Genomic DNA, 25,014 nt, shown 5'->3' with positions numbered 1-25,014 from the left:
GCGACGACGATGCGGACTACGCGGACTTCTTCGTATCGTCGGAGACACGTGGCGCCGGATTCTGCACGACCTCACCGGACGGCAGTTCGTGCGTCACCGGCGCGGCGGGGGAGGCGTCGTCTCCCTTGCCGTCGGTCTGCATCTCCTTCATCTCGCTCTTGAAGATGCGCATCGACCGGCCCAGACCGCGCGCGGCGTCGGGCAGCTTCTTGGAACCGAACAGGATCAAGAACACGAGGAGCACCAGGATGATGTGCCAAGGCTGGATAGCGCCCATGATTTTCCCACCTCCGAATCGGAATGACCTCATGCTACCCGAGCACCGGCCACACAACGGCCGGCCAGGTTACCGGTACCGCGCGCGGGCCGCGCCGGCCGTCGCCGCGACCCCGTCGCCCACCGCGCCGTCCGACACCAGGCGCACCCGCCCGCCGAATCCGAGGAGAAAACGGGCCAGCCAGTCGGGCGATCCGTAGACCATCCGCGCCCGCAGCGGCGCCTCTGGGTCCGCTCGATCGTCGGCGGGTTCGAGCGGGTCGATGAGGTAGTAGTCCAGAATCCACAGCTCGCTCGGATCGATCTCGATCTCGGCGGCCGGCAGATCCGGGTTCTCCGACAGGATCGCCGACTGCGGGTGCACCGCCGCCTGCGCGGGGACCGCTGCGGGCTCGTCGAGGATCTCGGCGCTCTCCACCCGGTCGAACCGGAACAGCCGCACCCCCTCGCTGACCCGGCACCACGCCTCGAGGTAACTGTGGTTGTCCACGGTCTGCACGCGAATCGGGTCGACCACCCGGTCCGACACGCTGTCGCGGGTGGCCGAGTAGTACCGGATACGCAGTGCCTTCGACGCCGCGACCGCATCCCGGATCGCCGTGTAGGTCGGGTTGTCGCCGTCGGAGCCGGTGGTGGCTGCCGCCACCGGCGAACCTGCCGCACCGACCGCCTCCTCGATCTTCGCGATGGCCCGTCGGGCCGCGGCCCGGTCGACCGCACCGGGCATGTCGAGCAGGGCGCGGAGCGCGACCAGCATCGTGCTCGCCTCGGTGGTGGTCAGTCGCAGCGGCCGGTCCATTCCGGCGGTGAATCCCACCTCGACGTGGCCCTGCTCGAACTGCAGGTCGATGAGGTCGTCCGGGAAGTAGCCGGGCAGACCGCACACGAACAGCAACTCGAGATCCTTGGTGAGTTGCGCCTCGGTGATGCCGAGATCCCGTGCAGCCTGAGTGATCGAGATACCCCGTCGGGTCGCGAAGTACGGCACCAGCGCCAGCAGCCGGCTGAAGCGGTCGGGACGGGCGGCCATCAGCGGTACACCCCTGCCAGCCGGTCGAGGTCGGCGATCACGGCGTCGCGCAACTCCGGAGGGTCGAGCACCACCGCATCGGCGCCGGCGCCGAGGATCATCCTGGTCAGCGTCGAGAGCGACCGGATCTCGATCGCCACGATGTCGCCCGGTTCCCCGTCGAGATCCTGCGGTGTGACGGCGAACGCGAGTCGCCGCAGACCGGCGGCCCGATCGCGGGCGACCCACACGCGGGCGGCACGGCCGTCGGAACCGACGGCCGATTCGACGGCCGACGACACGATCTGCTGCAGGTCGGTGCCGGTGGGTACGGTGACCGCGTCATGGTCGCCGATCGGTGCGACGTCGGAGATCCGGGACAGGCGGAACGTGCGGGTCGCGGCGCGGTCGCGGTCGTGACCGACGACGTACCAGCGGCCGCAGTAGGTGACCACTCCCCACGGTTCGAAGGTGCGGGTGGTGGTCGACGCGGCGGCGCCCGGCCGGTAGGTGAACGTGACGGCCTGGGCGTGCCCGATCGCCGCCAGCATCGCCGCCAGCGCGGCTTCGGAGCCGACCGACCGCGCCGACAGGGCCGGTGCGAATCCGATCTCGTCGTCGCCGCGCACGTCGATCCCGGCGGCCTGCAGTTTCAGCAGCGCGGTCTGAGAGATGGCCGACACCTCCGGCGCGCTCCACAGCGCACCGGCCATCGCGACGATCGCCGCCTCGGCACGGTCGAGCGAGATGTCGGGCAGTTCGTAGCTGTCACGGTTGATGCGGTAGCCCTCGACACTCGCCGACATCCGTTCCCGCCCGGTCATCAGGGGGATGCCGAGGTCGCGGAGCTCGTTCTTGTCGCGCTCGAACATCCGGTTGAAGGCCTCGTCGGACTGTCCGTCGTCGTTGTAGCCGGCGACGTTGCGCCGGATGTAGTCCGCGGTCACGAACTGCTTGGTCGACAACAGGCAGATCACCAGGTTGAGCAGGCGTTCGGCTTTCGGAGTTGCCACCGGGTCAGCTTAGTCATCACATGGACGCGATGAGGCGATCGACGCGCTCGTCCACACTCCGGAACGGGTCTTTGCACAGCACGGTTCGCTGGGCCTGATCGTTGAGCTTGAGGTGGACCCAGTCGACGGTGAAGTCACGGCCGGCCTTCTGGGCCGCGGAGATGAAGTCGCCACGCAGCTTCGCGCGGGTGGTCTGCGGTGGCTCGTTGACCGCGGTGGCGATCGCCTCGTCCGTCGTCGCGCGGGTGACCAGGCCCTTGCGGGACAGCAGGTCGAAGACGCCGCGCCCGCGTTTGATGTCGTGGAACGCCAGGTCGAGTTGGGCGATCTTGGGGTCCGACAGGTCCATCGAGTACCGGTCCTGATAGCGCTGGAACAGCTTGCGCTTGATCACCCAGTCCACCTCGGTGTCGACGCCGGAGAAGTCGCCGCTCTCCACGGCGTCGAGCATCCGGCCCCACAGGTCGACGACCTTGTCCATCTCCGGGTCGGGGCGACGGTTCATCATGTGTTCGACCGCCCGCGCGTGGTACTCGCGCTGGATGTCGAGGGCGCTGGCCTGCCGGCCGCCGGCCAACCGCACCGGACGGCGCCCGGTCGGGTCGTGGCTGACCTCGCGGATCGCGCGGATCGGGTTGTCGAGGGCGAAGTCCCGGAATGCGACTCCGGCCTCGATCATCTCCAGCACGAGCGCGGCGGATCCCACCTTGAGCAGGGTCGTCATCTCCGACATGTTGGAGTCGCCGACGATGACGTGCAGACGGCGGTACTTCTCGGCGTCGGCGTGCGGTTCGTCGCGGGTGTTGATGATCGGGCGGGACCGGGTGGTCGCCGAGGACACCCCCTCCCAGATGTGTTCGGCGCGTTGCGACAGGCAGAAGGTGGCGGCCTTCGGGGTCTGCAGCACCTTGCCGGCACCGCAGATGAGCTGCCGGGTCACGAGGAACGGCAGCAGGACGTCCGAGATCCGGGAGAACTCACCGGCGCGGACCACGCAATAGTTCTCGTGGCAGCCATACGAGTTGCCCGCGGAGTCGGTGTTGTTCTTGAACAGGTAGATGTCGCCGCCGATGCCCTCGTCGGCGAGGCGCTGCTCGGCGTCGATCAGCAGGTCCTCGAGGACGAGCTCACCGGCCCGGTCGTGGTTGATGAGCTGGATCAGGCTGTCGCACTCGGCGGTGGCGTACTCGGGATGTGACCCGACGTCCAGGTAGAGGCGGGCACCGTTCTGCAGGAACACGTTCGACGATCGTCCCCACGACACGACCCGGCGGAAGAGGTAGCGGGCCACCTCGTCCGGACTCAACCGACGGTGACCGTGAAAGGTGCACGTGACACCGAACTCGGTCTCGATTCCCATGATTCGACGCTGCACACGTCAAACACTACCCGCGTAAACCGACACCGACCGGACGACGCGACGGCGTCGTCCGGTCGGTGTCGAGTGGTGGTCAGGAATCCGTGCCGGCGTCGGAATCCTTCTCCGACGGGTCACCGCCGGTCGACTCGCCGGTCGCCTCGGCTGCCGGGGCCGGCAGCATGCCGGCGACGGTCGTCTGCGTGAGTCGCCGGAACGCGCGACGTGGGCGATTGCGATCGAGGATCGCCACCTCGAGGTCGGCAGCGGTGAGCACCCGCGGCGCGGGAGCCGACGCCGATGACGACGACGAGCCGTTGCCGCCGTCGGGCGGTGCGGTCAGCGCCGACACCGCGAGCGCGACCGCGGCCGACAGGTCGAGGTCCGGCTGATACCTGTCCCGCAGGGTTGCGGTGATCGCCTCGGTCGCGCCGCCCATCACGATGAAGCGGGTCTCGTCGGCGATCGAACCGTCGTAGGAGATGCGGTAGAGCTGCGACGGTGTCTGCTTGCCGGGTTTGGCGACCTCGGCGACACAGAGTTCGACCTCGTAGGGCTTGGGCTGCTCGGTGAACACCGCGCCGAGGGTGTTCGCGTAGGCGTTGGCCAGCGACAGTCCGGTCACATCCGCGCGGTCGTAGCTGTACCCACGCATGTCGGCGAGCTGGATGCCCGCCTTGCGCAGACTCTCGAACTCGTTGTACTTGCCCACCGCGGCGAACCCGATGCGGTCGTAGATCTCACTGACCTTGCGAAGCGTGTTCGACGGGTTCTCGGCCACGAAGAGCACACCGTCGGCATACGTCAACGCGACGACGCTGCGCCCGCGGGCGATGCCCTTGCGCGCGAGCTCCGAGCGATCGCGCATGATCTGCTCGGCGCTGGCGTAATACGGAAACGTCATCGCGCATCCCCCTCGTGCTCGGCGGCACGACGTTCCAGGATCGCGCGCGCCGACACCTCGATCTCGGTCGCCGGCACTTCACGAGCCCCGTCGGCCGACACGACGACCGCCGTCGGGAAGATCCGGCGGATCAGATCGGGACCGCCGGTCGCCGAATCGTCGTCGGCGGCATCGTAGAGCGCCTCGACGCAGATCGACAGCGCCCCGGCCTCGTCGAGGTCGGCGCGGTAGAGCTTCTTCAACGACGACTTGGCGAACACCGAGCCGGACCCGATCGCGTGGTAGCCGCCGAGTTCCTCGTGGCGGTCACCGGCGACGTCGAACGTGAAGATCCGTCCCCGTTCGGCGCGATCCTCGTGATCGATGTCGAAGCCGACGAGCAACGGGATGGCCGCCAGTCCCTGCATGGCGGCACCGAGGTTGCCACGGACCATCGACGCCAGCCGGGACACCTTCCCGTCCAGGGTGAGCGGGACGCCCTCGATCTTCTCGTAGTGCTCGAGTTCGACGGCGAACAATCGCACCATCTCGATCGCGATGCCCGCCGTGCCGGCGATACCCGCGGCCGAATAGTCGTCGGTGATGTAGGTCTTCTGCACGTCGCGCGTGGCGATCATGTTGCCCATGGTCGCCCGGCGATCACCGGCGAGCACGACTCCACCCGGAAACGACACCGCCACGATGGTGGTGCCGTGCGGGATCTCGTCGGTGGCGCCGACCGGAAAGGTCATGCGTTCAGCCCGATACTGCGGCAGTTGCTCGGGAGCATGCCGTCGCAGGTAGTCGGTGAACGACGAGATGTCGGGTTGTGAAGTGGTCCGTGGGTGCAGTGAACTGAACCGATCGCTCACTGGCCGCCCTTCTGCACATAGGCGCGCACGAAGTCTTCCGCGTTCTCCTCGAGCACGTCGTCGATCTCGTCGAGCAGGTCGTCGGTGTCCTCGGCGAGCTTCTCGCGTCGTTCCTGGCCGGCGCTGCCGTCCGGACCGAGGTCACCGTCGTCGTCGCCACCGCCGCGCTTGGTCTGTTCCTGCGCCATCTGCTGCCTCCCGCTCGTACCCGCCCGGTCCTCGACCGGACGGACAAATCGTGTGTTCCCACCCTACCGGTGCGCACGCCCCGGCGGGTGGAAGCGAGCACCCTCAGGTGGTCAACTGGTCGACGAGTTCGGCGGCCGAATCGACCGAGTCGAGCAGTTTCCCGACGTGGGCACGGCTGCCGCGCAGCGGCTCGAGGGTGGGGATGCGGACCAGCGAGTCGCCGCCGAGATCGAAGATGACCGAGTCCCAACTGGCCGCGGCCACGTCGGCGCCGAAGCGTCGCAGGCATTCGCCGCGGAAGTAGGCGCGGGTGTTCTGCGGCGGTTCGGTGACGGCACGCACCACGTCGTCCTCGCTGACCAGCCGCTTCATCGAGCCGCGCGCGACGAGCCGGTTGTAGAGCCCCTTGTCGAGTCGGACATCGGAGTACTGCAGGTCGATCAGGTGCAGCCGTGGCGCCGACCAGCCCAGGTTCTCGCGTTGCCGGAAACCTTCGAGGATGCGCAGTTTCGCCGGCCAGTCGAGGATGTCGGCGCATTCGAGCGGATCGCGTTCGAGCCGGTCGAGAACCTCGGCCCAGGTCTCGAGCACGTGCGCCGCCCGCTTGTCGTCGCCGTGCTCGGTCTCGTGGAACTTCTGGCACCGCTCGAGGTACTCGCGCTGCAGGGCGAGCGCGGTGAGCTCCCGACCGTCGGTCAGGGCCACGGTGGCGGCCAGGGTCGGGTCGTGGCTGATGGCGTGCACCGCCGAGACGGGTCGGGCGAGTTCGATGTCGGAGAAGTCGACGCCGGCCTCGATCAGGTCGAGGACGAGCGCGGTGGTCCCGACCTTCAGGTAGGTGGCGGTCTCGGCGAGGTTGGCGTCGCCGATGATCACGTGCAGGCGGCGGTAGCGTTCGGGGTCGGCGTGCGGTTCGTCGCGGGTGTTGATGATGCCGCGTTTGAGGGTGGTCTCCAGGCCGACCTCGACCTCGATGTAGTCCGACCGCTGCGAGAGCTGGAATCCCGCCTCGTCGCCGGACTGGCCGATGCCGACCCGGCCGGCACCGCAGATCACCTGACGCGACGCGAAGAACGTGGTGAGTCCGGCGATCACCGCGGTGAACGGGGTCTCCCGGCTCATCAGGTAGTTCTCGTGGGTGCCGTAGGAGGCGCCCTTGCCGTCGATGTTGTTCTTGTAGAGCTGCAGGCGCGGCGCCCCAGGCACACTGGCGACGTGGCGGGCCGCCGCCTCCATCACGCGCTCCCCCGCCTTGTCCCAGATGACCGCGTCCATCGGATCGGTGACCTCGGGCGCGGAGTACTCCGGGTGGGCGTGGTCGACGTAGAGGCGGGCGCCGTTGGTCAGGATCATGTTGGCCGCGCCGATCTCGTCGGCGTCGATGATCGGGGCCGGACCCGACCCGCGGCCGAGGTCGAAACCCCGGGCGTCGCGCAACGGCGATTCGACTTCATAGTCCCAGCGTGTCCGCTTGGCGCGGGGCACTCCGGCGGCCGCGGCGTAGGCCAGGACCGCCTGCGTGGAGGTCATGATCGGGTTCGCGGTCGGGTCGCCGGGCGCGGAGATGCCGTACTCGACCTCGGTGCCGATGATTCGCTGCATATGACGAGGGTAAGTGTTCACGTCGGATGGGTCGCACCGGCGGGCCACGCTGGGTACTGTTGCGCCGTGAAAGCCTTCCGACGGTTCACCGTTCGAGTGCCGCTGCCGGCCCAATTGACCGATCTCGCCACCCTCGCCCACAACCTCCGCTGGGTCTGGGACGCGCCGACGCAGGATCTGTTCGCCACCATCGACCCGGCACTGTGGTCGGCCACCGGCGACCCGGTTCGGCTGCTCGCCGAGGTCCACCCCGATCGAGTCGCCGAACTCGCCGACGACAGCGCCTTCCTCGAGAAGCTGACGCAGGTGCGTGCCGACCTGGACCGCTACACCGGGCAGCCGCGCTGGTTCGGCTCCTACGCCGCCGGCTTGGACGCGAAACAGGTTGCACCACAAGGGATTGCGTACTTCTCGATGGAGTTCGGCATCTCCGAGGTGTTGCCGATCTACTCCGGTGGTCTCGGCATCCTCGCCGGCGATCACCTCAAGGCGGCCTCCGACCTGGGCCTTCCGCTGATCGGCGTCGGCCTCTTCTACCGCTCCGGCTATTTCCACCAGAGCCTCTCCGCCGACGGCTGGCAGCTGGAGCGCTACCCGGTCAACGACCCGACGTCGATGCCGCTGACGCTGCTGTCGGAGGGAGACACCCCCGTCGTCGTCTCGATCTCGATGCCCGGCGGACGGACGTTGAGCGCCCACGTGTGGGTCGCCACCGTCGGCCGCATCCCGCTGCTGCTGCTCGACTCGGACCTGCCGGTCAACGACGAGGAGCTCCGCAACATCACCGATCGCCTCTACGGTGGCGACCAGAACCACCGGATCAAGCAGGAGATCCTGCTGGGCATCGGCGGGGTGCGGGCGGTGCGCGAGTACACCCGGCTCTCCGGCCACGCCGAACCGACGGTCTTCCACATGAACGAAGGCCACGCCGGCTTCCTCGGCGTCGAACGTGTCCGGGAACTGACGAGCGGCGCGGAGAAGCTCGACTTCGATTCGGCCGAGGCGGTGGTGCGGGCGTCGAACATCTTCACCACCCACACCCCGGTGCCCGCGGGTATCGACCGCTTCCCGCTCGACATGGTGCGTTACTACCTCGATCCCGACGACAACGGCGACGCCCGGTTGCTCCCCGGATTGCCGGTCGCGACCGTGCTGGAACTCGGCGACGAGGCAGACCCCGGCGTGTTCAACATGGCGCACATGGGTTTCCGGCTCGGGCAGCGCAGCAACGGGGTGTCACAGCTGCACGGCGAGGTGAGCCGGGAGATGTTCGCCGATCTGTGGCCGGGATTCGACGCGGACGAGGTGCCGATCGGCGCGGTCACCAACGGTGTGCACGGTCCGACGTGGACGGCCCGGGCGTGGCAGGACCTGACGCCCGGAGACGAGAACGCCGAGGCGCGTGCCATCGCCGACATGGTGTCCGACGACATCTGGCGCATCCGTTCTGAACTTCGGGCGCAGCTCGTCGACGAGGTCCGTCGTCGAGCCCACGCGAGCGGTCGGGACCGCGGGTTCACCGACGCCGAACTCGGCTGGACCGCCGACATCTTCGATCCGAACGCGCTAACCATCGGGTTCGCGCGCCGGGCCGCGACGTACAAGCGCTTGACGCTGATGCTGCGGGATCCCGCCCGGATGCGCCGCATCCTCACCGACCCCGACCGTCCGGTGCAGCTGGTGATCGGCGGCAAGGCGCATCCCGCCGACGACGGCGGCAAGTCGCTCATCCAGCAGGTGGTCCGGTTCACCGAGGATCCCGAACTGCGCGACCGGATCGTCTTCCTGCCGGATTACGACATCTCGATGGCCCGCGACATCTACGCGGGCTGCGACGTCTGGCTCAACAATCCGGTGCGCCCGATGGAGGCGTGCGGGACGTCGGGCATGAAATCGGCGATGAACGGCGGCCTGAACCTGTCCATCCTCGACGGATGGTGGGATGAGATGGCCGACGGCGACAACGGCTGGGCGATCCCGTCGGCCGAGGGTGTCCATGACGAACGCCGTCGCGACGACCTCGAGGCCGAGGCGCTCTACTCGCTGCTCGAGGACTCGGTGATCCCGATGTTCTACAACCGGTCGGCCACCGGCACGCCGGAACGGTGGGTGGACATGGTGCGCCACACGCTGAGCCGGCTCGGCCCCAAGGTGCAGGCCTCCCGGATGGTGCGCGACTACACCACCGCCCTGTACGGTCCGGCGGCCACCCAGTACGCATCCATCGTCGCCGACGACTACGCCCCGGCACGAGACCTCGCCGATTACCGGCAGATCCTCAATCGGGGCTGGTCGGCGGTGCAGGTCGCGGGCATCGACGAGGCCGGAACCGACACCTCGGCCGACGACCGGCCGGGCACGGTGAGTCTGGAACTGACGGCGCACATCGCGCTGGGTGAGTTGGGGCCCGACCAGGTCACGGTGCAGGCGTTGATCGGCCCGGTCACCGACGACGGCGACATCGAGGAGCCCGTCACCGCCGAGATGGCACCGTCGACGGTGACCGATCCGTCCGGACGCACGTTGTTCACCGTCGAGCTGATCCCGTCGCGGTCGGGGCGGCTCGGGTACACCGCGCGCGTACTCCCCCGGCATCCGCAGCTGTCCGACGACGCCGAACTCGGACTGGTGCGCTATCCGGTGGGTACCGCCGAGGACCTCGGCCCGTCGCTGGTGGCGAACGTCGTCGTGCCGGGAGCCAGCACCTGATCCGCGGGCCGTGGATCCCGCTAGTGGCTGCGGCGCAGCCGTGACCAGGTGAAGATCAACAGGCAGAGTCCGATGCCGGCGAGCAGACCGTAGGCCAGCGCCGCGTTGGCCACGGTCGGCTCCCAGCGGGAGGCGTCGGCGGTCTGCGGGGCGCGCGGCGCGATCCGGTTGAGGTCCACCGCGGTCGCCGCGGCCGAGTACCCCCAGTAGGACGGCAGGATCCACGAGAGTTGCACGAGGCCGGGGGCGGTCAACCGGAACAACCCTCCGCAGAACACGAGCTGGGCGATCACCGCGATCACCAGCGGCGGCATCGTCTGCTCGTTGGAGCGCACGGCCGAGGAGATCGCCAGCCCGACCAGGGTGCTCACGCACGCGAGAGCGGCCACCGCACAGAACAATTCGACCGCCCCGGCGGTGATGACACCGTCGCCGGGCACTCCCTTGCCGGCGTAGGTGATGCCGACCATCACCGCGGTCTGCAGGATCGCGGCGGCGAAGAACACGACGACCTTGGCGGCGAGGTAGGCGTCGGGCCGCAACCCGACGGCACGTTCGCGTTCGAAGATGTCCCGTTCGGAGACGAGGTCGCGCACGGTCAGCGCCGCCCCCATGAACGTGGCACCGACGACCAGGACGATCAGGACCTGCAATGCCTCGGCCGCGGTGTCGGCCGACGTGTTGACGCCGAACCCGTCGGAGCCGGGGATCACGAGGGTGAGCAGGCCTAGTACGACCGGCATCAGCACCAGGAACATCAGATAGCCGGTGTCGGCAAGGATCAGCCGCACCTGACGCCGGGCGATGGTGCTGCACTGACGGGACACCCCGGCCCGCGGCGCCGTCGGCGGTGGTCCGGGCGGCGGCACACCGGGCGGGATCGGCGGACGGTGGCGATGACGCGCCAGGTAGCGGTGATGGGCGGCGTCGGGTTCCGCGGCGACACGGGCGAAGATCTCGGCCCAGTCGCCGGTCCCCATCTGGCCGGCGACCTCGCCCGGCGATCCGCAGAACGCGGTCTTGCCGCCGGGCGCGAGCAGCAGCACCTGGTCGCACATCGACAGGTGGGTCAGTGAATGCGTGACGACGATGACCACGCGACCGGCGTCGGCGAGACGGCGCAAGGTGACCATCACCTGCCGGTCGAGGGCGGGGTCGAGACCCGAGGTCGGTTCGTCGAGGATCAGCAGCGACGGCCCGGTGAGCAGTTCCATCGCCACCGATGCGCGTTTCTGCTGGCCGCCGGACAATCGGTCGACCCTGGTGTCGACGTGCTCGGTGAGCTGGAGTTCGGCGAGCACCCCGTCGATGACGCGATCGCGGTCGGCGGTCGTCAGGTCGGGTGGCAACCGCAGTTCGGCGGCGTAGCGCAGCGCCTGCCGCAGGGTGAGCCTGTGGTGCAGCACGTCGCGTTGCGGGACCATGCCGATGCGGGTGCGCAACGCGTCGTACTCGGCGTGGACATCGCGGCCCTCGAAGGTGACTCGCCCGGTGGTCGGTCTGCCCAGTCCGGCGGCGATCTTCGCCACCGTCGACTTACCCGCGCCGGACGGTCCGATCACCGCGGTGAGAGTGCCCGGCCGGGCTCCGAGGCTGACGTCATACAGCAGCTGCTTGCCGCCGGACACCACCAGGCCCACGGCCTCGACCGCCAACCCGCCGGCCACCGCCTCGCGGCCCGGACCGCGATGCAACATGCCGCCGGAGACCGCCAGATCGCTGTTGCCGATCGTCACCACACTGCCGTCCGGCAGCTGCTCCCGGTGCACCCGGCGGCCGTTGACATAGGTGCCGTTGACGCTGCCGAGATCCTCGATGGCCAGCCCGGCCGGTGTCGCGACGACCCGCGCGTGATGCCGTGAGGCGAGGACGTCGTCGACGACGAGATCGTTGTCCGGCGTGCGTCCGATCGTCAGTGCCCCGCGGACGACGATCCCGGCGGCCGGGCCCGGCGGCGGGCCGGCGGTTCCCTCACGTGCGACGTGGAAGGCGTCGTGCCGCAGCGATCGCAGGTGCGGGGCCGGCGGACGGGCCGGGTGGCCCGGCGAATCCAGCGTGACGGTCACCAGCGGGCCGGTCACCGGATCCCCCAACCGGATCGCGAGCTCGCCGGACACCGGCAGCTCGGTGATGCGATGTCCGGCGACGAAACATCCGTTGGTGCTGCCGAGGTCGACGGCCACCCACCGGTCGCCGCGCCACTCGATCGCCAGGTGACGCCGCGAGACCAGCGGGCCCTCGACCGTCAGGGTGTTCTCGGGGGTGCGACCGATCGTCACGCGCGGCACCGGTCCCAGTGGCCGCGTCACCCCACACGCGGACACGCGCCCGGAGATCGTCGCTGGGCTGTTCATCGGTGATGACTCTAGAGCCCTGCTCCGACGCTCTCCGAGCGCGTGTACTGCGGTTGATCGACCCGCGCTGGTGCGCGGAGGTTTACAGGTACTGGCCGGTGTTCGTCTCGGTGTCGATGGCCCGGCTGGCGCCGGCGCTCTTGCCGGTGACCAGCGTGCGGATGTACACGATCCGCTCGCCCTTCTTGCCCGAGATCCGGGCCCAGTCGTCCGGGTTGGTCGTGTTCGGCAGATCCTCGTTCTCGGCGAACTCGTCGAGGATCGAGTCGAACAGATGCTGTACCCGCAGGCCCGGGGTGCCGGTGTCCAATTGCGACTTGATCGCGTACTTCTTGGCCCGGTCGACCACGTTCTGGATCATTGCGCCGGAGTTGAAGTCCTTGAAGTACATGACCTCCTTGTCACCGTTGGCGTAGGTGACCTCCAGGAACCGGTTGTCCTCGCTCTCCGCGTACATCCGCTCGACGACCTTCTCGATCATCGCGTTCAGGCACGCGGTGCGGTCGCCGCCGAACTCGCCGAGGTCGTCGGCGTGCACGGGCAGTTGCTCGGTCAGGTACTTGGAGAAGATGTCGATCGCCGATTCCGCGTCGGGACGCTCGATCTTGATCTTCACGTCGAGGCGACCGGGCCGCAGGATCGCCGGGTCGATCATGTCCTCGCGGTTCGACGCACCGATCACGATGACGTTCTCGAGACCTTCCACGCCGTCGATCTCGCTGAGGAGCTGCGGCACCACGGTGGTCTCCACGTCGGACGAGACGCCGGAGCCGCGGGTCCGGAAGATCGAGTCCATCTCGTCGAAGAAGACGATCACCGGTGTGCCCTCGGATGCCTTCTCCCGGGCACGCTGGAAGATCAGGCGGATGTGCCGCTCGGTCTCACCGACGAACTTGTTGAGCAGCTCGGGGCCCTTGATGTTCAGGAAGTAGGACTTGGCTTCCTTCGCGTCGTCGCCGCGGACCTGCGCGATCTTCTTCGCCAGCGAGTTGGCCACCGCCTTGGCGATGAGCGTCTTACCGCATCCGGGCGGGCCGTAGAGCAGCACACCCTTGGGGGGTCGCAGCGCGTAGTCGCGGAACAGGTCCTTGTGCAGGAACGGCAGTTCGACGGCGTCGCGGATCTGCTCGATCTGCCGGCCCAGGCCGCCGATGTCCTCGTACCCGACGTCGGGTACCTCTTCGAGCACCAGGTCCTCGACCTCGGCCTTGGGCACCCGCTCGAAGGCGAAGCCGGCCTTGGTGTCGATGAGCAACGAGTCGCCGGGCCGCAGCTTCCGCTTCTGCCCGTCCTCGCCGTCGACGTCGCCGAGAAGCGGCTCGGCCAGCCACACGACGCGCTCCTCGTCGGCATGTCCGACGACCAGCGCCCGGAGGCCGTCGCCGAGGATCTCGCGCAAGGTGCTGATCTCGCCGACCGAGTCGTACTCGCAGGCCTCGACGATGGTCAACGCCTCGTTCAGGCGCAGCGTCTGACCCTTCCGAAGCGTCTCGATCTCGATGTTCGGTGAGCACGTCAGGCGCATCTTGCGGCCGGAGGTGAACACGTCGACCGTGCTGTCGGGATAGATGTCGAGCAGCACTCCGTAGCCGCTCGGTGGCTGCCCGAGCCGGTCGACCTCTTCCCGCAGCGCGACGAGTTGCTGGCGTGCCTCTTTGAGGGTGTCGAGCAGCTTGGCATTGCGGGTGGTGAGGTTGTCGACGCGTTCCTGGAGTTCCTGGACATCCGCGGGCCGCGCGAACGACGGCCGCGACGACGGGTCGGGGCGCGACAGCGGTGCGTAGGCGGGGACGAAGTTCTCGTCGGACTCGGGCAGGTCTGCACCCGAGGGCTCGTGCCGCTCGGCGCCGGTGGCGCCGTGACGGTCAGATTCGGTCATTGCTGACTCCTCTCCCCGGCAAACACGCTGTCTCCGGACTCCCTGGCCCGCTACGTGTTTGCGCCGTAACACCACGCTACCGGTGTGCGACAGAAACCGCCGGACACCGCGCAACACTCGGTGTTGACGGTCTGTTAAATGTGCGTATTCACAACGTATTCGCGATGTTTCGCGGGGTAAAGAAAATAACGCAGAGTAATCCGAAAGAATGGGTCACCCGCGGGTCGGCCGACGCTGCGGACGCAAGGTGGTGACGCCGTCGGCGAGGCGGCGGGCGGTGATCAGGAATGCCGTGTGGCCTTGCATTTTGTGTTCCGGACGAACCGCCAGGCCGACGGCGCTCCATTCACGGACCAGCGATTCCCAGGCCCTCGGCTCGGTCCAGCACTCCTGGTCGCGCAGCGCCTCCACAATCCGGGACAATTGCGTGACAGTTGCCACATAAATGATCAGCACTCCGCCGGGTGTAATGGCGTTTCGGACGACCTCGAGGGGTTCCCAGGGCGCGAGCATGTCGAGCACCACGCGGTCGAAGTGCTCGTCGGCGGGCAGCGCCGTCGCATCGAGGTGTGCGAGGTCGTCGACGACGATCTCCCAGTTGGCGGGGCGCTCACCGAAGAACGTCTCGACGTTGCGCACGGCGTGTTCGGCGTGGTCGTCGCGCACCTCGTAGGAGGTGACCGTGCCCCGCTCGCCGACGGCGCGGAGCAGCGAGCACGTCAGGGCGCCCGAGCCGGCCCCGGCCTCGAGGACGCGTGCGCCGGGGAAGATGTCGCCCTCGGTCACGATCTGTGCGGCGTCCTTCGGGTAGATGACCTGCGCGCCGCGCGGCATCGACAGCACGTAATCGGTGAGCAGCGGGCGCAGCGCCAGGTACTGGGTGCCGCTGGTCGCGGAGACGATGCTGCCCTCGGGTGCGCCGATGAGGTCGTCGTGCGCGATGGCCCCCCGATGCGTGTGGAACAGCTTGCCGGCCTCGAGGTGCACCGTGAACTTGCGGCCCTTGGCGTCGGTGAGCTGGACGCGGTCGCCCACGGCGAATGGGCCGGTCGTCGGCATCGGGAGGTCCTTCCGGGGGTGGCTACGGCGTCGATCGCGGAGCTCGTCTGCGTTGCGTCCCCGAATCTGTCGGGGTCGGGACCTACCCTGCCAAATGTGAGTACGACGATCGCCGCCGGGTCCACGCGAGCCCCGGTGCGCAACATCCCGGCCAACCCCGCCACCCGAGGCCCCGCTGCCCGCGGCCTCGCCGGCCGTCCGCTGGCGCTCTCCCCGTCGCGGGCATCCGACTTCAAGCAATGCCCCCTGCTCTACCGCTACCGGGCGATCGACCGGTTCCCGGAGACACCGACCCAGGCGCAGACGCGCGGCACCGTGGTGCATGCCGCATTGGAGAACCTCTTCGACATCCCCGCCGAGCTCCGCACACCCGAGACGGCGGATCTGCTCGTCGAAGGCGCCTGGGCGGCCATGTGTGAGGCCGACCCGCATCTCGCCGAGGTGATCGGCGAGGACACCAACGGGCGCTTCGTCGCCGAGGCGCAGAAGCTGATGGCGACCTACTACACGATGGAGAACCCGACCGCGTTCGAGGCGGACGCCGTCGAGGAGCACGTCGAGATCGACCTGGACGAGGTCCTGCTCCGCGGTTTCATCGACCGCATCGACGTCGCGCCGACCGGGGAGATCCGGGTGGTCGACTACAAGACGGGACGCTGTCCGGGCGAGGCGTACGAGGCCAAAGCCCTGTTCCAGATGAAGTTCTACGCGCTGGCGATCTGGCGAATCCGAGGCGTGGTGCCGCACCGGCTACAGCTGATGTACCTGTCCGACGGCCAGCAACTGACCTACACGCCGGATCGCGACGAGTTGGAGCGCTTCGCCCGGACGCTGAAAGCCATCTGGGCGGCGATCCGGCAGGCTGTCGCCACCGGCGACTTCCGTCCGCAGCGCTCCCGACTCTGCGGCACCTGCGAACATCGCTCCCGCTGTCCGGAGTTCGGCGGCGAGATCCCGCCCTACCCGGGGCCACCGCCCGGATTCCTATGATGGTTCGCATAGGGTGATCGGGTGGAGAGCTGCTACTACGTCCCGATCGATCCACCCGCCGCGGCCGACGGCGACGGCTACGAGTACTTCGCGCCCACCGACGCGACGCTGAGCGTGTGGGCACCGACGATGCAGCACGGCGGACCGCCCACCGGGCTGATGGTCCGAGCGCTGGAACGGTGCGTACCGGATCCCGACCAGCACCTGACCCGCGTGACCACCGAGATCCTGGGCCCGATCGGGTTGGGCATCAACCGAACTCGCGCACAGTTGGTGCGCGCCGGCCGGCAGATCGCCCTGGTGAGCAGCGACCTCGAGGTGGCGCAGCCCGACGGGTCGTTCCGTCCGGCCGCACGATCGGTGGCGTGGCGATTGCGCACGGCCGACTCCGAGGAGGTCAAGCGCCTACCCGCGCACCTGTCCCCCGGTCCGGCGGAGCTGACCCCGACGCTCGGCATCTCCGTCGATCCGGATGTCGGAATTCCCTGGGGCACAATTGGGTTCATTGGCACATGCGAGACGGCCATCGTCCCCGGACGCCTCGGCGAGACGATGGCGCTGTGGTTGCGGCCGGCGCTGCCGCTGGTCGGAGGCGAGGAAATCACCGACCTGGAGTCGATCTTCACCGTCATCGACATCGCGAACGGTGTCGGCACCACCCTCGATCCCACCGAATGGACCTGGATGAACACCGACACCACGGTCCATCTCACCCGGGTTCCGCGGGGACCGTGGCTCGGTGTCGATTCCGACATGCTGCGGGGTGGCGACGGTTTCGGCGCCACCTTCGCCGATCTCTACGACGCGAGCGGGTTCATCGGCCGCTCGGCGCAGACGGTGCTGTTGGCGCCGGGCTCGGCGTGACCTGACGAGACCCGCTCCAGCCGAGTCAGGGTTCGCCCGCGGGCCTCGAGCAGCACGATCCGGGAGACCACCATCGTCAGCGCCCACAGCAGGAAGAACGGCGCGATGGTCCCGAAATCGAGGTGGTGACCGATCATGAACTCGCCGAAATGGTTTCGTGCAGTGGGGTTGTCGGTGACCGCCCACACGAAGCTCAGGCGGGTGAGCACCGCGATCAGCCACACGGCGACGAATGCCGGGCCGGTGACGGTCACGATCCGACCGGTACGGTCGTCCCGCTCGATCGCCGTGCACGCAGTGGCGATACCGCCGAAGACCAGTCCCACGGCGACCGCGCTGCCGTAGACGACCCAATCCCGCATATCCGCGACCGGAGCGTCCTTGAGATAGATCACCCCGAAGACGGCCACCAGTGCCACGGGCAGCAACACGGCCCGCCGGTCGAGGGTTCGCCGGCCGTAGCCGCGGGCCATGACGAGTACGAAGATCCCTCCGCTGATCAGGAAGGCCTGGGTGAGTTCCGACATCGTGGCTCCTTGTCGATCGATTCGGTCGCGGTTGCGATGTCATCGAGTCAACGCGAGCCGGACGTCACGGACATCGGCGTGCGGGTGGAGTCCGGGTGGAGATCGCTTCTCCACCCGCCGGTGGTTGGCGCGTCCGGCCGCTCCTGACACGATGGGTCGATGGCCTGGTGGGACATCCAGACGTACGAGAGCGGAATCCCGCGGGAGACCGAGTGGGACCGGTTGATGCGGATTCTCCAACCGGTTCTGGTGATCGGTTTCGCGGTGATGATGGTGATCACGCTGCCGTGGGCGGATACGGCGGCCGACCCGATGCTCCTCGCGTTGATCGTCGGCTGCGCTTCGTTGCTGCTGACGGTGCCGCTTCCCGACCGGATCATCGACCTGCGGACCCGACTGGTCCTCGCGACCATCACCGCAACGGGCGCAGGGGTACTCATGGGGCTCGGCGGTCAGGGCTGGCCGGCGACGTTCTCGTACATGATCGCGCTGCACGCCGCGATCCGGTTCGCCCCACGGGTGGCCGTCTGGGTGATCGCGCTGAACGTGGGAGTCGCCGTCATCGTCCAATTGCTGTGGGGTCCAGCCGATATCACGCCGTGGTGGACCAATCTGCTGGTCTTTCTGAGTCTGATCCCGGGAATGGCGCGGTTCACCCGCCAGGAGACGTTCGCCGCGGCCGACGAGGTGGTACGGCAGACCCGGAAGGCCGCGGAGTCCGAGGCCCAGTCGCGTGCCCTGGCCGAGCGTGCCGCCATCGCCCGGGATATCCACGATGTGCTGGCCCATTCGCTCTCTGGGGTGAACATGCAGCTGTCGTTGGCGGACGCCCTGTTCGACGCGAACCGCCCCGACGAGGGGCGCGACGCGGTCCGGACCGCGCGCGGCATGGTGGTCACCGGCCTCGAGGAGGCCCGTTCCGCGGTGCAGACGCTGCGTGGCGACACCGTCGACCCGCTCGCCGCCATCGCGTCGATGGTCGCCGGACCGACCGAGTCGTTTGCGGTCCGGGGTATGTCCCGCGCCATCCCCGGCCGCTGCGCACACACCCTGATCCGCACGGCGCAGGAGTCGGTGACCAACGCGCGCCGTCATGCGCCGGGGAGCACACTTGATCTTGCCGTCGAATTCACCCCCACCGCGATCGATTTCACCGCGCGTAACGCCGCTCCGACAGGTGCACGAGCCTCGGCGTCAGCCGGCTCGGGGCTGGGCTTGGTGGGCATGCGGGAGCGGGCGGCATCGATCGGCGCCCATGTGGATTCGGGACCACTACCGTCCGACGACACCACTCATCCGGGTGGGTGGATCGTGCACCTGCACATCCCGGACGCGGCGGGGCGGCCATGATCCGGGTCGTGGTCGCCGACGACCAGACAGCCATCCGGGAGGCGCTGGCCATCATGCTCGGCCTGATCGAGGACATCGACGTCGTCGCGACCGCGGCAAATGGTCAGGAGGCGGTCGACGCGGTGGCCGAGCATCGGCCGGAGGTACTGCTGACCGATCTCCGGATGCCGGTGCTCGACGGCGCCGAGGCCACCGCGGCGGTGTGCGCACGTTTCCCCGACACCGCGGTGGTGCTCCTGACCACCTACGACGACGAAGAATCCATCCTGCGCGCGTTGCAGGCGGGAGCGCGCGGCTACCTCACCAAGGAGGCGGGCCGCGACGAAATCGCCACTGCCATCCGGGTCGCCGCCGGCGGACAGTCGGTACTCGATCCGGCGGTACAGGCCCGGCTGGTGGCAGCCGCCGGCGGCGGTGCGTCGCACGCCGTGAACACCCCCACCGACGCGGGCCCGCTCGACGACCTGACCGCGCGGGAGACCGAGGTTCTCGACCTGATCGCGCATGGCTTGAGCAACCGGGAGATCGCGCGCCGCCTTGTCGTCAGTGAGGCGACGGTCAAGACGCACATCAACAACCTGTTCACCAAGCTCGGGGTCCGCGATCGGGCACACGCCATGCGGCTCGCGTTCGATCACGGGCTCGGGCGGTAGCCGCGGCGACGGGTCAGAAGCGGCAGGACCGGATGTCGGTGGCCAGGATCGCCTTGGCGCCGAGGTCGGACAGTTCATCCATGAGGCTCTGGTGGATCTTGCGCGGCACCATCGCGCGGACGGCCACCCAGTCCGGGTCGGCCATGGGTGCCACGGTCGGGGATTCGAGGCCGGGAGTCAGCTGCGTGGCCTCGGCCAACAGGGTGCGCGGGCAGTCGTAGTCGATCATCACGTACTGCTGACCGAACACGACGCCCTGCACGCGGGCGACGAACTGGCGGGCGGCCTTCTCGAGCTCGCCGCCGCCGTCACGCGAGATGAGCACCGCCTCCGAGTCGCACAGCGACTCGCCGAACGCGACGAGATCGTGTTGCCGCAGGGTGCGGCCCGAGCCGACCACGTCGGCGATGACGTCGGCGACACCGAGCTGGATGGAGATCTCCACCGCCCCGTCGAGCCGGATGATGCTGGCCGGCTCGATCCCCCGTCGCTTCAGGTCGTCGCGGACCAGGTTGGGATAGGACGTCGCGACCCGCTTGCCGGCGAGATCGGCGACCGTCCAGTTCCGGCCGGCGGGCGCGGCGTACCGGAACGTCGACGAACCGAAGCCCATCGAGAGCTGTTCGTCGACCGAGGCACCGGAGTCGCGAGCGAGATCGCGGCCGGTGATGCCGAGGTCGAGGGTGCCCGACCCGACGTAGATCGCGATGTCCTTGGGGCGCAGGAAGAAGAACTCGACGTCGTTGGCGTTGTCGAGAACGGTGAGGTCTTTGGCGTCGGACCGCTTCCGGTATCCGGCTTCGGCGAGGACGGCCGCCGCCGATTCGGAGAGCGCCCCTTTGTTGGGCACGGCTACGCGCAACATGTTCGGTGGATCCTTACTGGTGAGCTGGGTGATGGCCGGGATGACTTTCCTGTTCGCGGAGGGGCTGGATCGCAGCCCTACAGGTGTCGGTACACGTCGGCCGGCGAGAGACCTCGCTTGATCATCATCACCTGCAACCAGTAGACGAGCTGGGAGATCTCCTCGGCGAGCGACTCGTCGGACTCGTGTTCGGCCGCCAGCCAGACCTCGCCTGCCTCTTCGATGATCTTCTTGCCCAGGGTGTGGATTCCGGAGTCGAGGGCGGCGACCGTCCCGCTGCCGGCGGGACGGCTCTGCGCCTTGTCGCTCAACTCGGCGAACAGCTCCTCGAAAGTCTTCACGGGTCTTTATCTTGGCATGTCACCGTGCTCATGACAGTGCCCGGGGTGTTCGCCGGTCCACGCGTCGGTGAGATCGTCGACGGTCAGCCCGACCAGCGTCTCCCGGAAGGTCCGCAGGTTTCCGGCCGGTACCGGGGCGGCCGACGGCACGACCAGCGTCGGGCACCCGGCGGTGGTCGCGGCGATCGTCCCGGTCGGGGAATCCTCCACGGCCAGGCATTGATCGATGCGCAGGCCGATCAGCGACGCGGCCTTCAGGTAGAGATCCGGGGCCGGTTTGCCCTGTGGCACCTCGTCTCCGCAGACGGTGGCGGTGAAACGCTGCGGCCCCAGTGTCTCCAGCGCCACCTCGACGAGTTCCCGGACCGTATTGGTCACCAGCACCATCGGCAGGCCGGCGGCCGCCACCAGGTCGAGCGCGGCCGCGGCGCCCGGCCGCCACGGGAGGTCCTTGCGGAAGAGGACGGCGACGTGGTCGAGCATCCAGCGGCCGTCGGCGACGAGGTCACGATCGTGTGGTGCGACGTCGGCGGCGACGTGGACCTTGGTGATCGCGTCCCCCAGCGAGTTCCCCAGCGTCGTCTCGCGGAGCGCGGGCGTCATCACGATGCCGTGCCGGAGGGCCAGATCCTCCATGGCGATGTCCCACAGCGGTTCGGAGTCGAGGAGGGTTCCGTCCATGTCCCAGAGCACGGCCGCGGGTGCGGTCTGGGCGGGGGTCGGTGCGGGGTTGCTCACCCCAGCATCATCGCAATGCTTTCGCCGTGCGACGAAATGTGTCGACGACCGCGTAGACGATGCCGAGCACGGCCAGCCCCATCATCGACGCGTAGATCGTGAGCGCGGTGTCCCCACGCCCGGAGGTGTAGCCGCCGCTCGAGCCGCCACCGGGATGTCCACCGCCGGCCGGTCGACCGCCGCCACCCCCGGCCTGCGCGGGTGGGCCGCCGTGACGAGACTCACCGCCGAAGCCGGTCCCACCGGGGGTGCCAGCCGGCCCGGCGCCCTGACCGCCGGCACCCGGACCACCCGCGGCGCGACCGCCGGCTCCGGGGCCACCGAAACCCTGTCCCTGGTCGCCGCTGAGAGACGAGTGATACACGCCGATGGCCGCGGCCTGGACGAGGATGGGGATCAGCACGAACCGCAGCGGCAGGTAGAACGCCATCACCACGGTGAGGATCTCCGCGGTGTAGAAGTAGCGGTCGTGCATGGCCGGCAGCAGGAACGGCACGATCATCGACGACGCGGTCGCCACGACCAGGATCGAGGTCGGGGTCACCGCGGGCTTGCGCCACACCGACCAGGCCAGGAAGGCGAGGATCACCGCGGCTGCCGCGGCGATCCCCAGATGCGCGAGCCACGTGGCGTCACCCTCGATGGGGATCAGCTGATACAGGTTGGCCGCGCCGAGGGTCAACTGCTTGTAGGAGTCGGTCTGGTCGAGATACACCGACAGCGCGGTGCTCCACGATGCGCCCGCGAGGACGGCGGGCAGATCCAGCAACAGGTACACGAGCGGGATGGCGAGCAGCGAGTACCACGGCAACCGCCGGCGCAGCAGCAGCCACAACAGGACGGGGAAGACGAAGATCGCCTGCAGTTTGAATGCGATCGCGACGCCGAAGAACACGCACGCCCAGACCGAGTTCGGCACGAGGCGATCGCGCTGGGCACGGAGCAGGAAGTAGATACCGCCCAGGGCGAAGGCGGAGTAGATGGCGTCGGCCTGACCCCAGTAGGCGCTGTTGGCGATCACCGACGGGAGGAACACGACGATCCCGAAGGCCAACGCCCGCAACCAGAATCGGTCGGTCCGCAGCGCCACGATGCGGTAGGCGAAGAATCCGAGGACCAGGTCGAAGACGATCGAGAGCGCCTTGATCCCGACGAGGGCCGGGATGTTGAGCGCCGTGAGCACCCAGATCAGGTACAGGTACGGGTAGTTGTAGTCGGCGAAACGTTCCCGGAACGCGCCGAACCCCTGGGTGTCCAGGGTGGCGTACCAGCGACTGAGGAAGGCCTGGTAGTCCATCGTCTCGAAATGCAGGAAGTGCGCTCGGACGGCGATGGCCGCGACGACCATGGCGGCCAGGACCAGCCACCGGATCCAGCGTCGCGGCGTGTGGGTGCCGACCGTGGCGGCAGGCGCCTCCGCAGGAATCGAGGCATCGAGGGTCGCAGATGTCATGCGACCACTCTCGGCTCCCAAACTGTGAAGACGGTGTCAGCAGGCTGCGAGGTTGAGCCCGATCAGGTGTGCGCCGCGTCGGCCTCGATGAGTTCGCGGGTCTTCTCGGCGGTCGCCGCACCCCACCGCGACGTCGACGCGATCGCGAGGACCGTCACGAGGATGCCGGAGAACGCCATGATCAGCCAGGCCGGGCGCGCCGCGGTGGCCAGCCCCTCGGCGACCGAACCACCGACTCCCGAGAACGCGAGGGTGCCGAACACCGCCACACCGAGCGCGGTGCCCACCTGACGCCCGGTCGAGGTCATCGACGCCGCGAGCCCGGCCTGCGACCGCGGCATCCCCGAGACCGCGGCGTTGGTGATGGGCGCGTTCACCAGGCCGGAACCGATACCGAAGAACAGATAGGCGATGCCGATGAACCAGAAGGAGGTGTCGTTGCCGACCGCCATCAACAGCACGCCGCTGATGAGGATCGCGACACCACCGAGCGCGATCGGGGCACGGGAGCCGTTGGCGGCGACCATGCGACCGGCGATCGGGGCGAAGACCGCACTCGCGGCGGCCATCGGCAGCGTCATCGCGCCGGCCTGCAGCGGGGTCATACCGCGGGCCTCCTGCAGATACAGGGTGTTGAGGAAGAGGAATCCGCCGGTGGCCGCGAACAAGATCACCGCGGTCACGACGGCGCTGCTGAAGGGCGCGCTGTGGAAGAACCGCGGGTCCAGCAGCGGCTCGCGGCGACGGCTCTCGTACCAGATCAGCGTGGTGACCGCGCAGACGGCGACGACGAAGCACCCGATGACGACACCCGAGGTCCAGCCGAGTCCGCGGCCCTCGATGATGCCGTAGGTCAAGGTCGCCAGGAACGCGAACACGAGAACCTGGCCGAGCGGATCGGGTCGTCGTGCGCGGTCGGCTTTGGACTCCGGGACGAAGCGGGCGGTCAGGACGATGGCCATCAGGCAGATCGGCACGTTGAGCCAGAAGATGGCCTCCCAACCGATGCCGGCGACGAGCGCACCCCCGACGAGCGGCCCCAACGCCATGCTCACGCCGATCGCCATCGCCCACATGCCGATGGCCTTCGCGCGTTCCTTCGGATCGGTGAACACGTTGGTGATGATCGACATCGCAACGGGATTGAGCATCGACCCACCGACGGCCTGCAGCATGCGGGCACCGATGAGCATCTCCGGGGACGTCGACAGCGAACACAGGATCGAGCCGACACCGAACACGAAAAGCCCGACCTGGAAGACGCGTTTGCGACCGAGACGATCCCCCATCGATCCGCCGAGCGTGAGCAGGCTCGCGATGACCAGCGTGTAGGAGTCGATGACCCACTGCAGCTGCGACGGCGAGGCGCCGAGGTCGGAGCTGATCGACGGCAGCGCGACGTTGACCGCGGAGACGTCGATGCCGACGATGAACAGGCTCAGACAGCAGGTCGCGAGGATGACCCTGCGGTGCCGCGCCGACAACTCCGTCGACGCCGCCGCCACCTCGTCCGACCGCGTGCTCACGACTCGGCCGCCACTCGTAGTGCCTCCAGGAGTCCCCCGAGTTCACGCAGCTGGTCACTGTCGAGCGCATCGAACATCGGCGGTGCCGTGGTCGGGTCCTCGGTCACCGCGGACACCGCGTGGCGCCCCTGCTCGGTGATGGTGACGAGTTTGCAGCGGCCGTCGGTGGGGTGCGGGCGCCGGGTGGCCAGCCCGCGGTCGACGAGGTCGTTGACGATGACGCTGGCCGCCGGCGCGTCCACACCCAGCCGTTCGGCGAGCTCACGTTGGGTGAGGTCCTGCACGGCGATCCGCCGCAGCGCGCGGAAGCGGCTGAACGGGATGTCGATGACCGCGCTGATCCGGTCACGCGACTGCTTGGCCTGGTCGCGGACCAGGCTGTTCATCGCGAACCACACCTGGGTGGCGGTGGGCGCCGCGGAGTCGCGCTCCGCCGGGACAGTTGTACGCATACAACTGTTGTAGAACTACAACTGGTTGGTGTCAACCTCGATTCTGGTCGGCA

23 protein-coding genes are annotated in these 25,014 nt (G+C 68.5%); 5 read left to right on the top strand and 18 right to left on the bottom strand.

What is annotated here, in order from left to right; genetic code table 11:
• Positions 1 to 16 precede the first annotated feature (16 nt).
• The 8 genes from tatA to dop all read right to left on the bottom strand — a co-directional run bounded on the left by tatA (position 17) and on the right by dop (position 7,201).
• Positions 17 to 277 (bottom strand): Sec-independent protein translocase subunit TatA, encoded by a 261-nt coding sequence (gene tatA / locus ACWDTI_RS11690; RefSeq protein WP_449738236.1) that lies wholly within the window; start codon positions 275 to 277, stop codon positions 17 to 19.
• Between the two features lie 69 nt (positions 278 to 346).
• Entirely contained in the window at positions 347 to 1,309 is a 963-nt protein-coding gene (locus ACWDTI_RS11685) for a helix-turn-helix transcriptional regulator (RefSeq protein ID WP_449738312.1), read from the bottom strand.
• Positions 1,306 to 2,298, bottom strand: coding sequence for a helix-turn-helix transcriptional regulator (locus ACWDTI_RS11680; protein WP_449738235.1), 993 nt, complete (start codon positions 2,296 to 2,298; stop codon positions 1,306 to 1,308). Before ACWDTI_RS11680 ends, ACWDTI_RS11685 begins: the two co-directional genes overlap by 4 nt.
• Positions 2,299 to 2,314: 16 nt before the next feature.
• Positions 2,315 to 3,673: a Pup--protein ligase gene (gene pafA, locus ACWDTI_RS11675; protein ID WP_449738234.1), complete on the bottom strand. Its 1,359-nt coding sequence runs from the start codon at positions 3,671 to 3,673 to the stop codon at positions 2,315 to 2,317.
• A 76-nt stretch (positions 3,674 to 3,749) separates the two neighbouring features.
• Positions 3,750 to 4,559, bottom strand: a complete 810-nt coding sequence (gene prcA, locus ACWDTI_RS11670; RefSeq protein WP_449738233.1) for a proteasome subunit alpha — start codon at positions 4,557 to 4,559, stop codon at positions 3,750 to 3,752.
• Positions 4,556 to 5,410 (bottom strand): proteasome subunit beta, encoded by an 855-nt coding sequence (gene prcB / locus ACWDTI_RS11665; protein ID WP_449738232.1) that lies wholly within the window; start codon positions 5,408 to 5,410, stop codon positions 4,556 to 4,558. Before prcB ends, prcA begins: the two co-directional genes overlap by 4 nt.
• The gene (locus tag ACWDTI_RS11660) at positions 5,407 to 5,598 is read right to left on the bottom strand and encodes a ubiquitin-like protein Pup (protein WP_449738231.1); all 192 of its coding nucleotides are present in this window, start codon (positions 5,596 to 5,598) and stop codon (positions 5,407 to 5,409) included. Before ACWDTI_RS11660 ends, prcB begins: the two co-directional genes overlap by 4 nt.
• 103 nt (positions 5,599 to 5,701) lie before the next feature.
• Positions 5,702 to 7,201: a depupylase/deamidase Dop gene (gene dop / locus ACWDTI_RS11655; RefSeq protein WP_449738230.1), complete on the bottom strand. Its 1,500-nt coding sequence runs from the start codon at positions 7,199 to 7,201 to the stop codon at positions 5,702 to 5,704.
• A 66-nt stretch (positions 7,202 to 7,267) separates the two neighbouring features.
• Here dop and glgP point away from each other — a divergent pair, with 66 nt between their 5' ends.
• Positions 7,268 to 9,910, top strand: a complete 2,643-nt coding sequence (gene glgP / locus ACWDTI_RS11650; RefSeq protein ID WP_449738229.1) for an alpha-glucan family phosphorylase — start codon at positions 7,268 to 7,270, stop codon at positions 9,908 to 9,910.
• 20 nt (positions 9,911 to 9,930) lie between these two features.
• Here glgP and ACWDTI_RS11645 read toward each other — a convergent pair whose 3' ends face one another.
• From ACWDTI_RS11645 to ACWDTI_RS11635, 3 genes are all read right to left on the bottom strand, one after another.
• Positions 9,931 to 12,264: an FHA domain-containing protein gene (locus ACWDTI_RS11645; protein WP_449738228.1), complete on the bottom strand. Its 2,334-nt coding sequence runs from the start codon at positions 12,262 to 12,264 to the stop codon at positions 9,931 to 9,933.
• A gap of 82 nt (positions 12,265 to 12,346) precedes the next feature.
• The gene (gene arc / locus ACWDTI_RS11640) at positions 12,347 to 14,143 is read right to left on the bottom strand and encodes a proteasome ATPase (RefSeq protein WP_449738227.1); all 1,797 of its coding nucleotides are present in this window, start codon (positions 14,141 to 14,143) and stop codon (positions 12,347 to 12,349) included.
• Positions 14,144 to 14,356: 213 nt separating this feature from the next.
• Positions 14,357 to 15,202, bottom strand: a complete 846-nt coding sequence (locus ACWDTI_RS11635; protein WP_449738226.1) for a tRNA (adenine-N1)-methyltransferase — start codon at positions 15,200 to 15,202, stop codon at positions 14,357 to 14,359.
• Between the two features lie 135 nt (positions 15,203 to 15,337).
• On the opposite strand from ACWDTI_RS11635, the gene ACWDTI_RS11630 reads away from it, so the two are divergent.
• Together ACWDTI_RS11630 and ACWDTI_RS11625 are read left to right on the top strand one after the other, a co-directional pair.
• Positions 15,338 to 16,192, top strand: coding sequence for a RecB family exonuclease (locus ACWDTI_RS11630; protein ID WP_449738311.1), 855 nt, complete (start codon positions 15,338 to 15,340; stop codon positions 16,190 to 16,192).
• Positions 16,193 to 16,213: 21 nt separating this feature from the next.
• Positions 16,214 to 17,056 carry a thioesterase family protein gene (locus ACWDTI_RS11625; RefSeq protein WP_449738225.1) on the top strand — a complete coding sequence of 281 codons (843 nt, stop codon included), beginning with the start codon at positions 16,214 to 16,216 and terminating at the stop codon, positions 17,054 to 17,056.
• Here the strand turns inward: ACWDTI_RS11625 and ACWDTI_RS11620 are convergent.
• Entirely contained in the window at positions 16,990 to 17,583 is a 594-nt protein-coding gene (locus ACWDTI_RS11620; protein WP_449738224.1) for a hypothetical protein, read from the bottom strand. The two genes, ACWDTI_RS11625 and ACWDTI_RS11620, sit on opposite strands and share 67 nt — an antisense overlap.
• Before the next feature lie 159 nt (positions 17,584 to 17,742).
• Here ACWDTI_RS11620 and ACWDTI_RS11615 point away from each other — a divergent pair, with 159 nt between their 5' ends.
• Together ACWDTI_RS11615 and ACWDTI_RS11610 are read left to right on the top strand one after the other, a co-directional pair.
• Positions 17,743 to 18,933: a sensor histidine kinase gene (locus tag ACWDTI_RS11615; RefSeq protein ID WP_449738223.1), complete on the top strand. Its 1,191-nt coding sequence runs from the start codon at positions 17,743 to 17,745 to the stop codon at positions 18,931 to 18,933.
• Positions 18,930 to 19,586, top strand: coding sequence for a response regulator (locus tag ACWDTI_RS11610; RefSeq protein ID WP_449738222.1), 657 nt, complete (start codon positions 18,930 to 18,932; stop codon positions 19,584 to 19,586). Before ACWDTI_RS11615 ends, ACWDTI_RS11610 begins: the two co-directional genes overlap by 4 nt.
• A 13-nt stretch (positions 19,587 to 19,599) precedes the next feature.
• On the opposite strand, the gene hisG is transcribed toward ACWDTI_RS11610, so the two are convergent.
• From hisG to ACWDTI_RS11580, 6 genes are all read right to left on the bottom strand, one after another.
• A complete protein-coding gene (gene hisG, locus ACWDTI_RS11605; RefSeq protein WP_449738221.1) occupies positions 19,600 to 20,451 on the bottom strand; it encodes an ATP phosphoribosyltransferase in 852 nt (283 codons plus the stop codon).
• Positions 20,452 to 20,528: 77 nt separating this feature from the next.
• Complete coding sequence (locus ACWDTI_RS11600) at positions 20,529 to 20,792, bottom strand: phosphoribosyl-ATP diphosphatase (RefSeq protein ID WP_449738220.1); 264 nt, start codon at positions 20,790 to 20,792, stop codon at positions 20,529 to 20,531.
• 6 nt (positions 20,793 to 20,798) lie between these two features.
• Positions 20,799 to 21,530: an HAD family hydrolase gene (locus ACWDTI_RS11595; RefSeq protein WP_449738219.1), complete on the bottom strand. Its 732-nt coding sequence runs from the start codon at positions 21,528 to 21,530 to the stop codon at positions 20,799 to 20,801.
• A 7-nt stretch (positions 21,531 to 21,537) separates the two neighbouring features.
• Positions 21,538 to 22,983 (bottom strand): hypothetical protein, encoded by a 1,446-nt coding sequence (locus tag ACWDTI_RS11590; protein ID WP_449738218.1) that lies wholly within the window; start codon positions 22,981 to 22,983, stop codon positions 21,538 to 21,540.
• A 62-nt stretch (positions 22,984 to 23,045) separates the two neighbouring features.
• Positions 23,046 to 24,509 carry an MFS transporter gene (locus ACWDTI_RS11585; RefSeq protein WP_449738217.1) on the bottom strand — a complete coding sequence of 488 codons (1,464 nt, stop codon included), beginning with the start codon at positions 24,507 to 24,509 and terminating at the stop codon, positions 23,046 to 23,048.
• On the bottom strand, positions 24,506 to 24,961 hold the full coding sequence (locus tag ACWDTI_RS11580; RefSeq protein WP_449738216.1) for a MarR family winged helix-turn-helix transcriptional regulator: 456 nt from the start codon (positions 24,959 to 24,961) through the stop codon (positions 24,506 to 24,508). Before ACWDTI_RS11580 ends, ACWDTI_RS11585 begins: the two co-directional genes overlap by 4 nt.
• Positions 24,962 to 25,014: the final 53 nt, after the last annotated feature.

Source organism: Gordonia sp. NPDC003424, assembly GCF_053588655.1.
This window is presented reverse-complemented; position numbering and strand designations above follow the sequence as displayed.

Coding starts and splice junctions, on each gene's coding strand:
- ACWDTI_RS11610 (WP_449738222.1), top strand. CDS start 18,930: ATGATCCGGGTCGTGGTCGCCGACGACCAGACAGCCATCCGGGAGGCG.
- ACWDTI_RS11635 (WP_449738226.1), bottom strand. CDS start 15,202: ATGCCGACGACCGGCCCATTCGCCGTGGGCGACCGCGTCCAGCTCACC.
- tatA (WP_449738236.1), bottom strand. CDS start 277: ATGGGCGCTATCCAGCCTTGGCACATCATCCTGGTGCTCCTCGTGTTC.
- ACWDTI_RS11660 (WP_449738231.1), bottom strand. CDS start 5,598: ATGGCGCAGGAACAGACCAAGCGCGGCGGTGGCGACGACGACGGTGAC.
- ACWDTI_RS11645 (WP_449738228.1), bottom strand. CDS start 12,264: ATGAACAGCCCAGCGACGATCTCCGGGCGCGTGTCCGCGTGTGGGGTG.
- dop (WP_449738230.1), bottom strand. CDS start 7,201: ATGCAGCGAATCATCGGCACCGAGGTCGAGTACGGCATCTCCGCGCCC.
- hisG (WP_449738221.1), bottom strand. CDS start 20,451: ATGTTGCGCGTAGCCGTGCCCAACAAAGGGGCGCTCTCCGAATCGGCG.
- arc (WP_449738227.1), bottom strand. CDS start 14,143: ATGACCGAATCTGACCGTCACGGCGCCACCGGCGCCGAGCGGCACGAG.
- ACWDTI_RS11590 (WP_449738218.1), bottom strand. CDS start 22,983: ATGACATCTGCGACCCTCGATGCCTCGATTCCTGCGGAGGCGCCTGCC.
- ACWDTI_RS11580 (WP_449738216.1), bottom strand. CDS start 24,961: ATGCGTACAACTGTCCCGGCGGAGCGCGACTCCGCGGCGCCCACCGCC.
- ACWDTI_RS11615 (WP_449738223.1), top strand. CDS start 17,743: ATGGCCTGGTGGGACATCCAGACGTACGAGAGCGGAATCCCGCGGGAG.
- ACWDTI_RS11620 (WP_449738224.1), bottom strand. CDS start 17,583: ATGTCGGAACTCACCCAGGCCTTCCTGATCAGCGGAGGGATCTTCGTA.
- prcA (WP_449738233.1), bottom strand. CDS start 4,559: ATGACGTTTCCGTATTACGCCAGCGCCGAGCAGATCATGCGCGATCGC.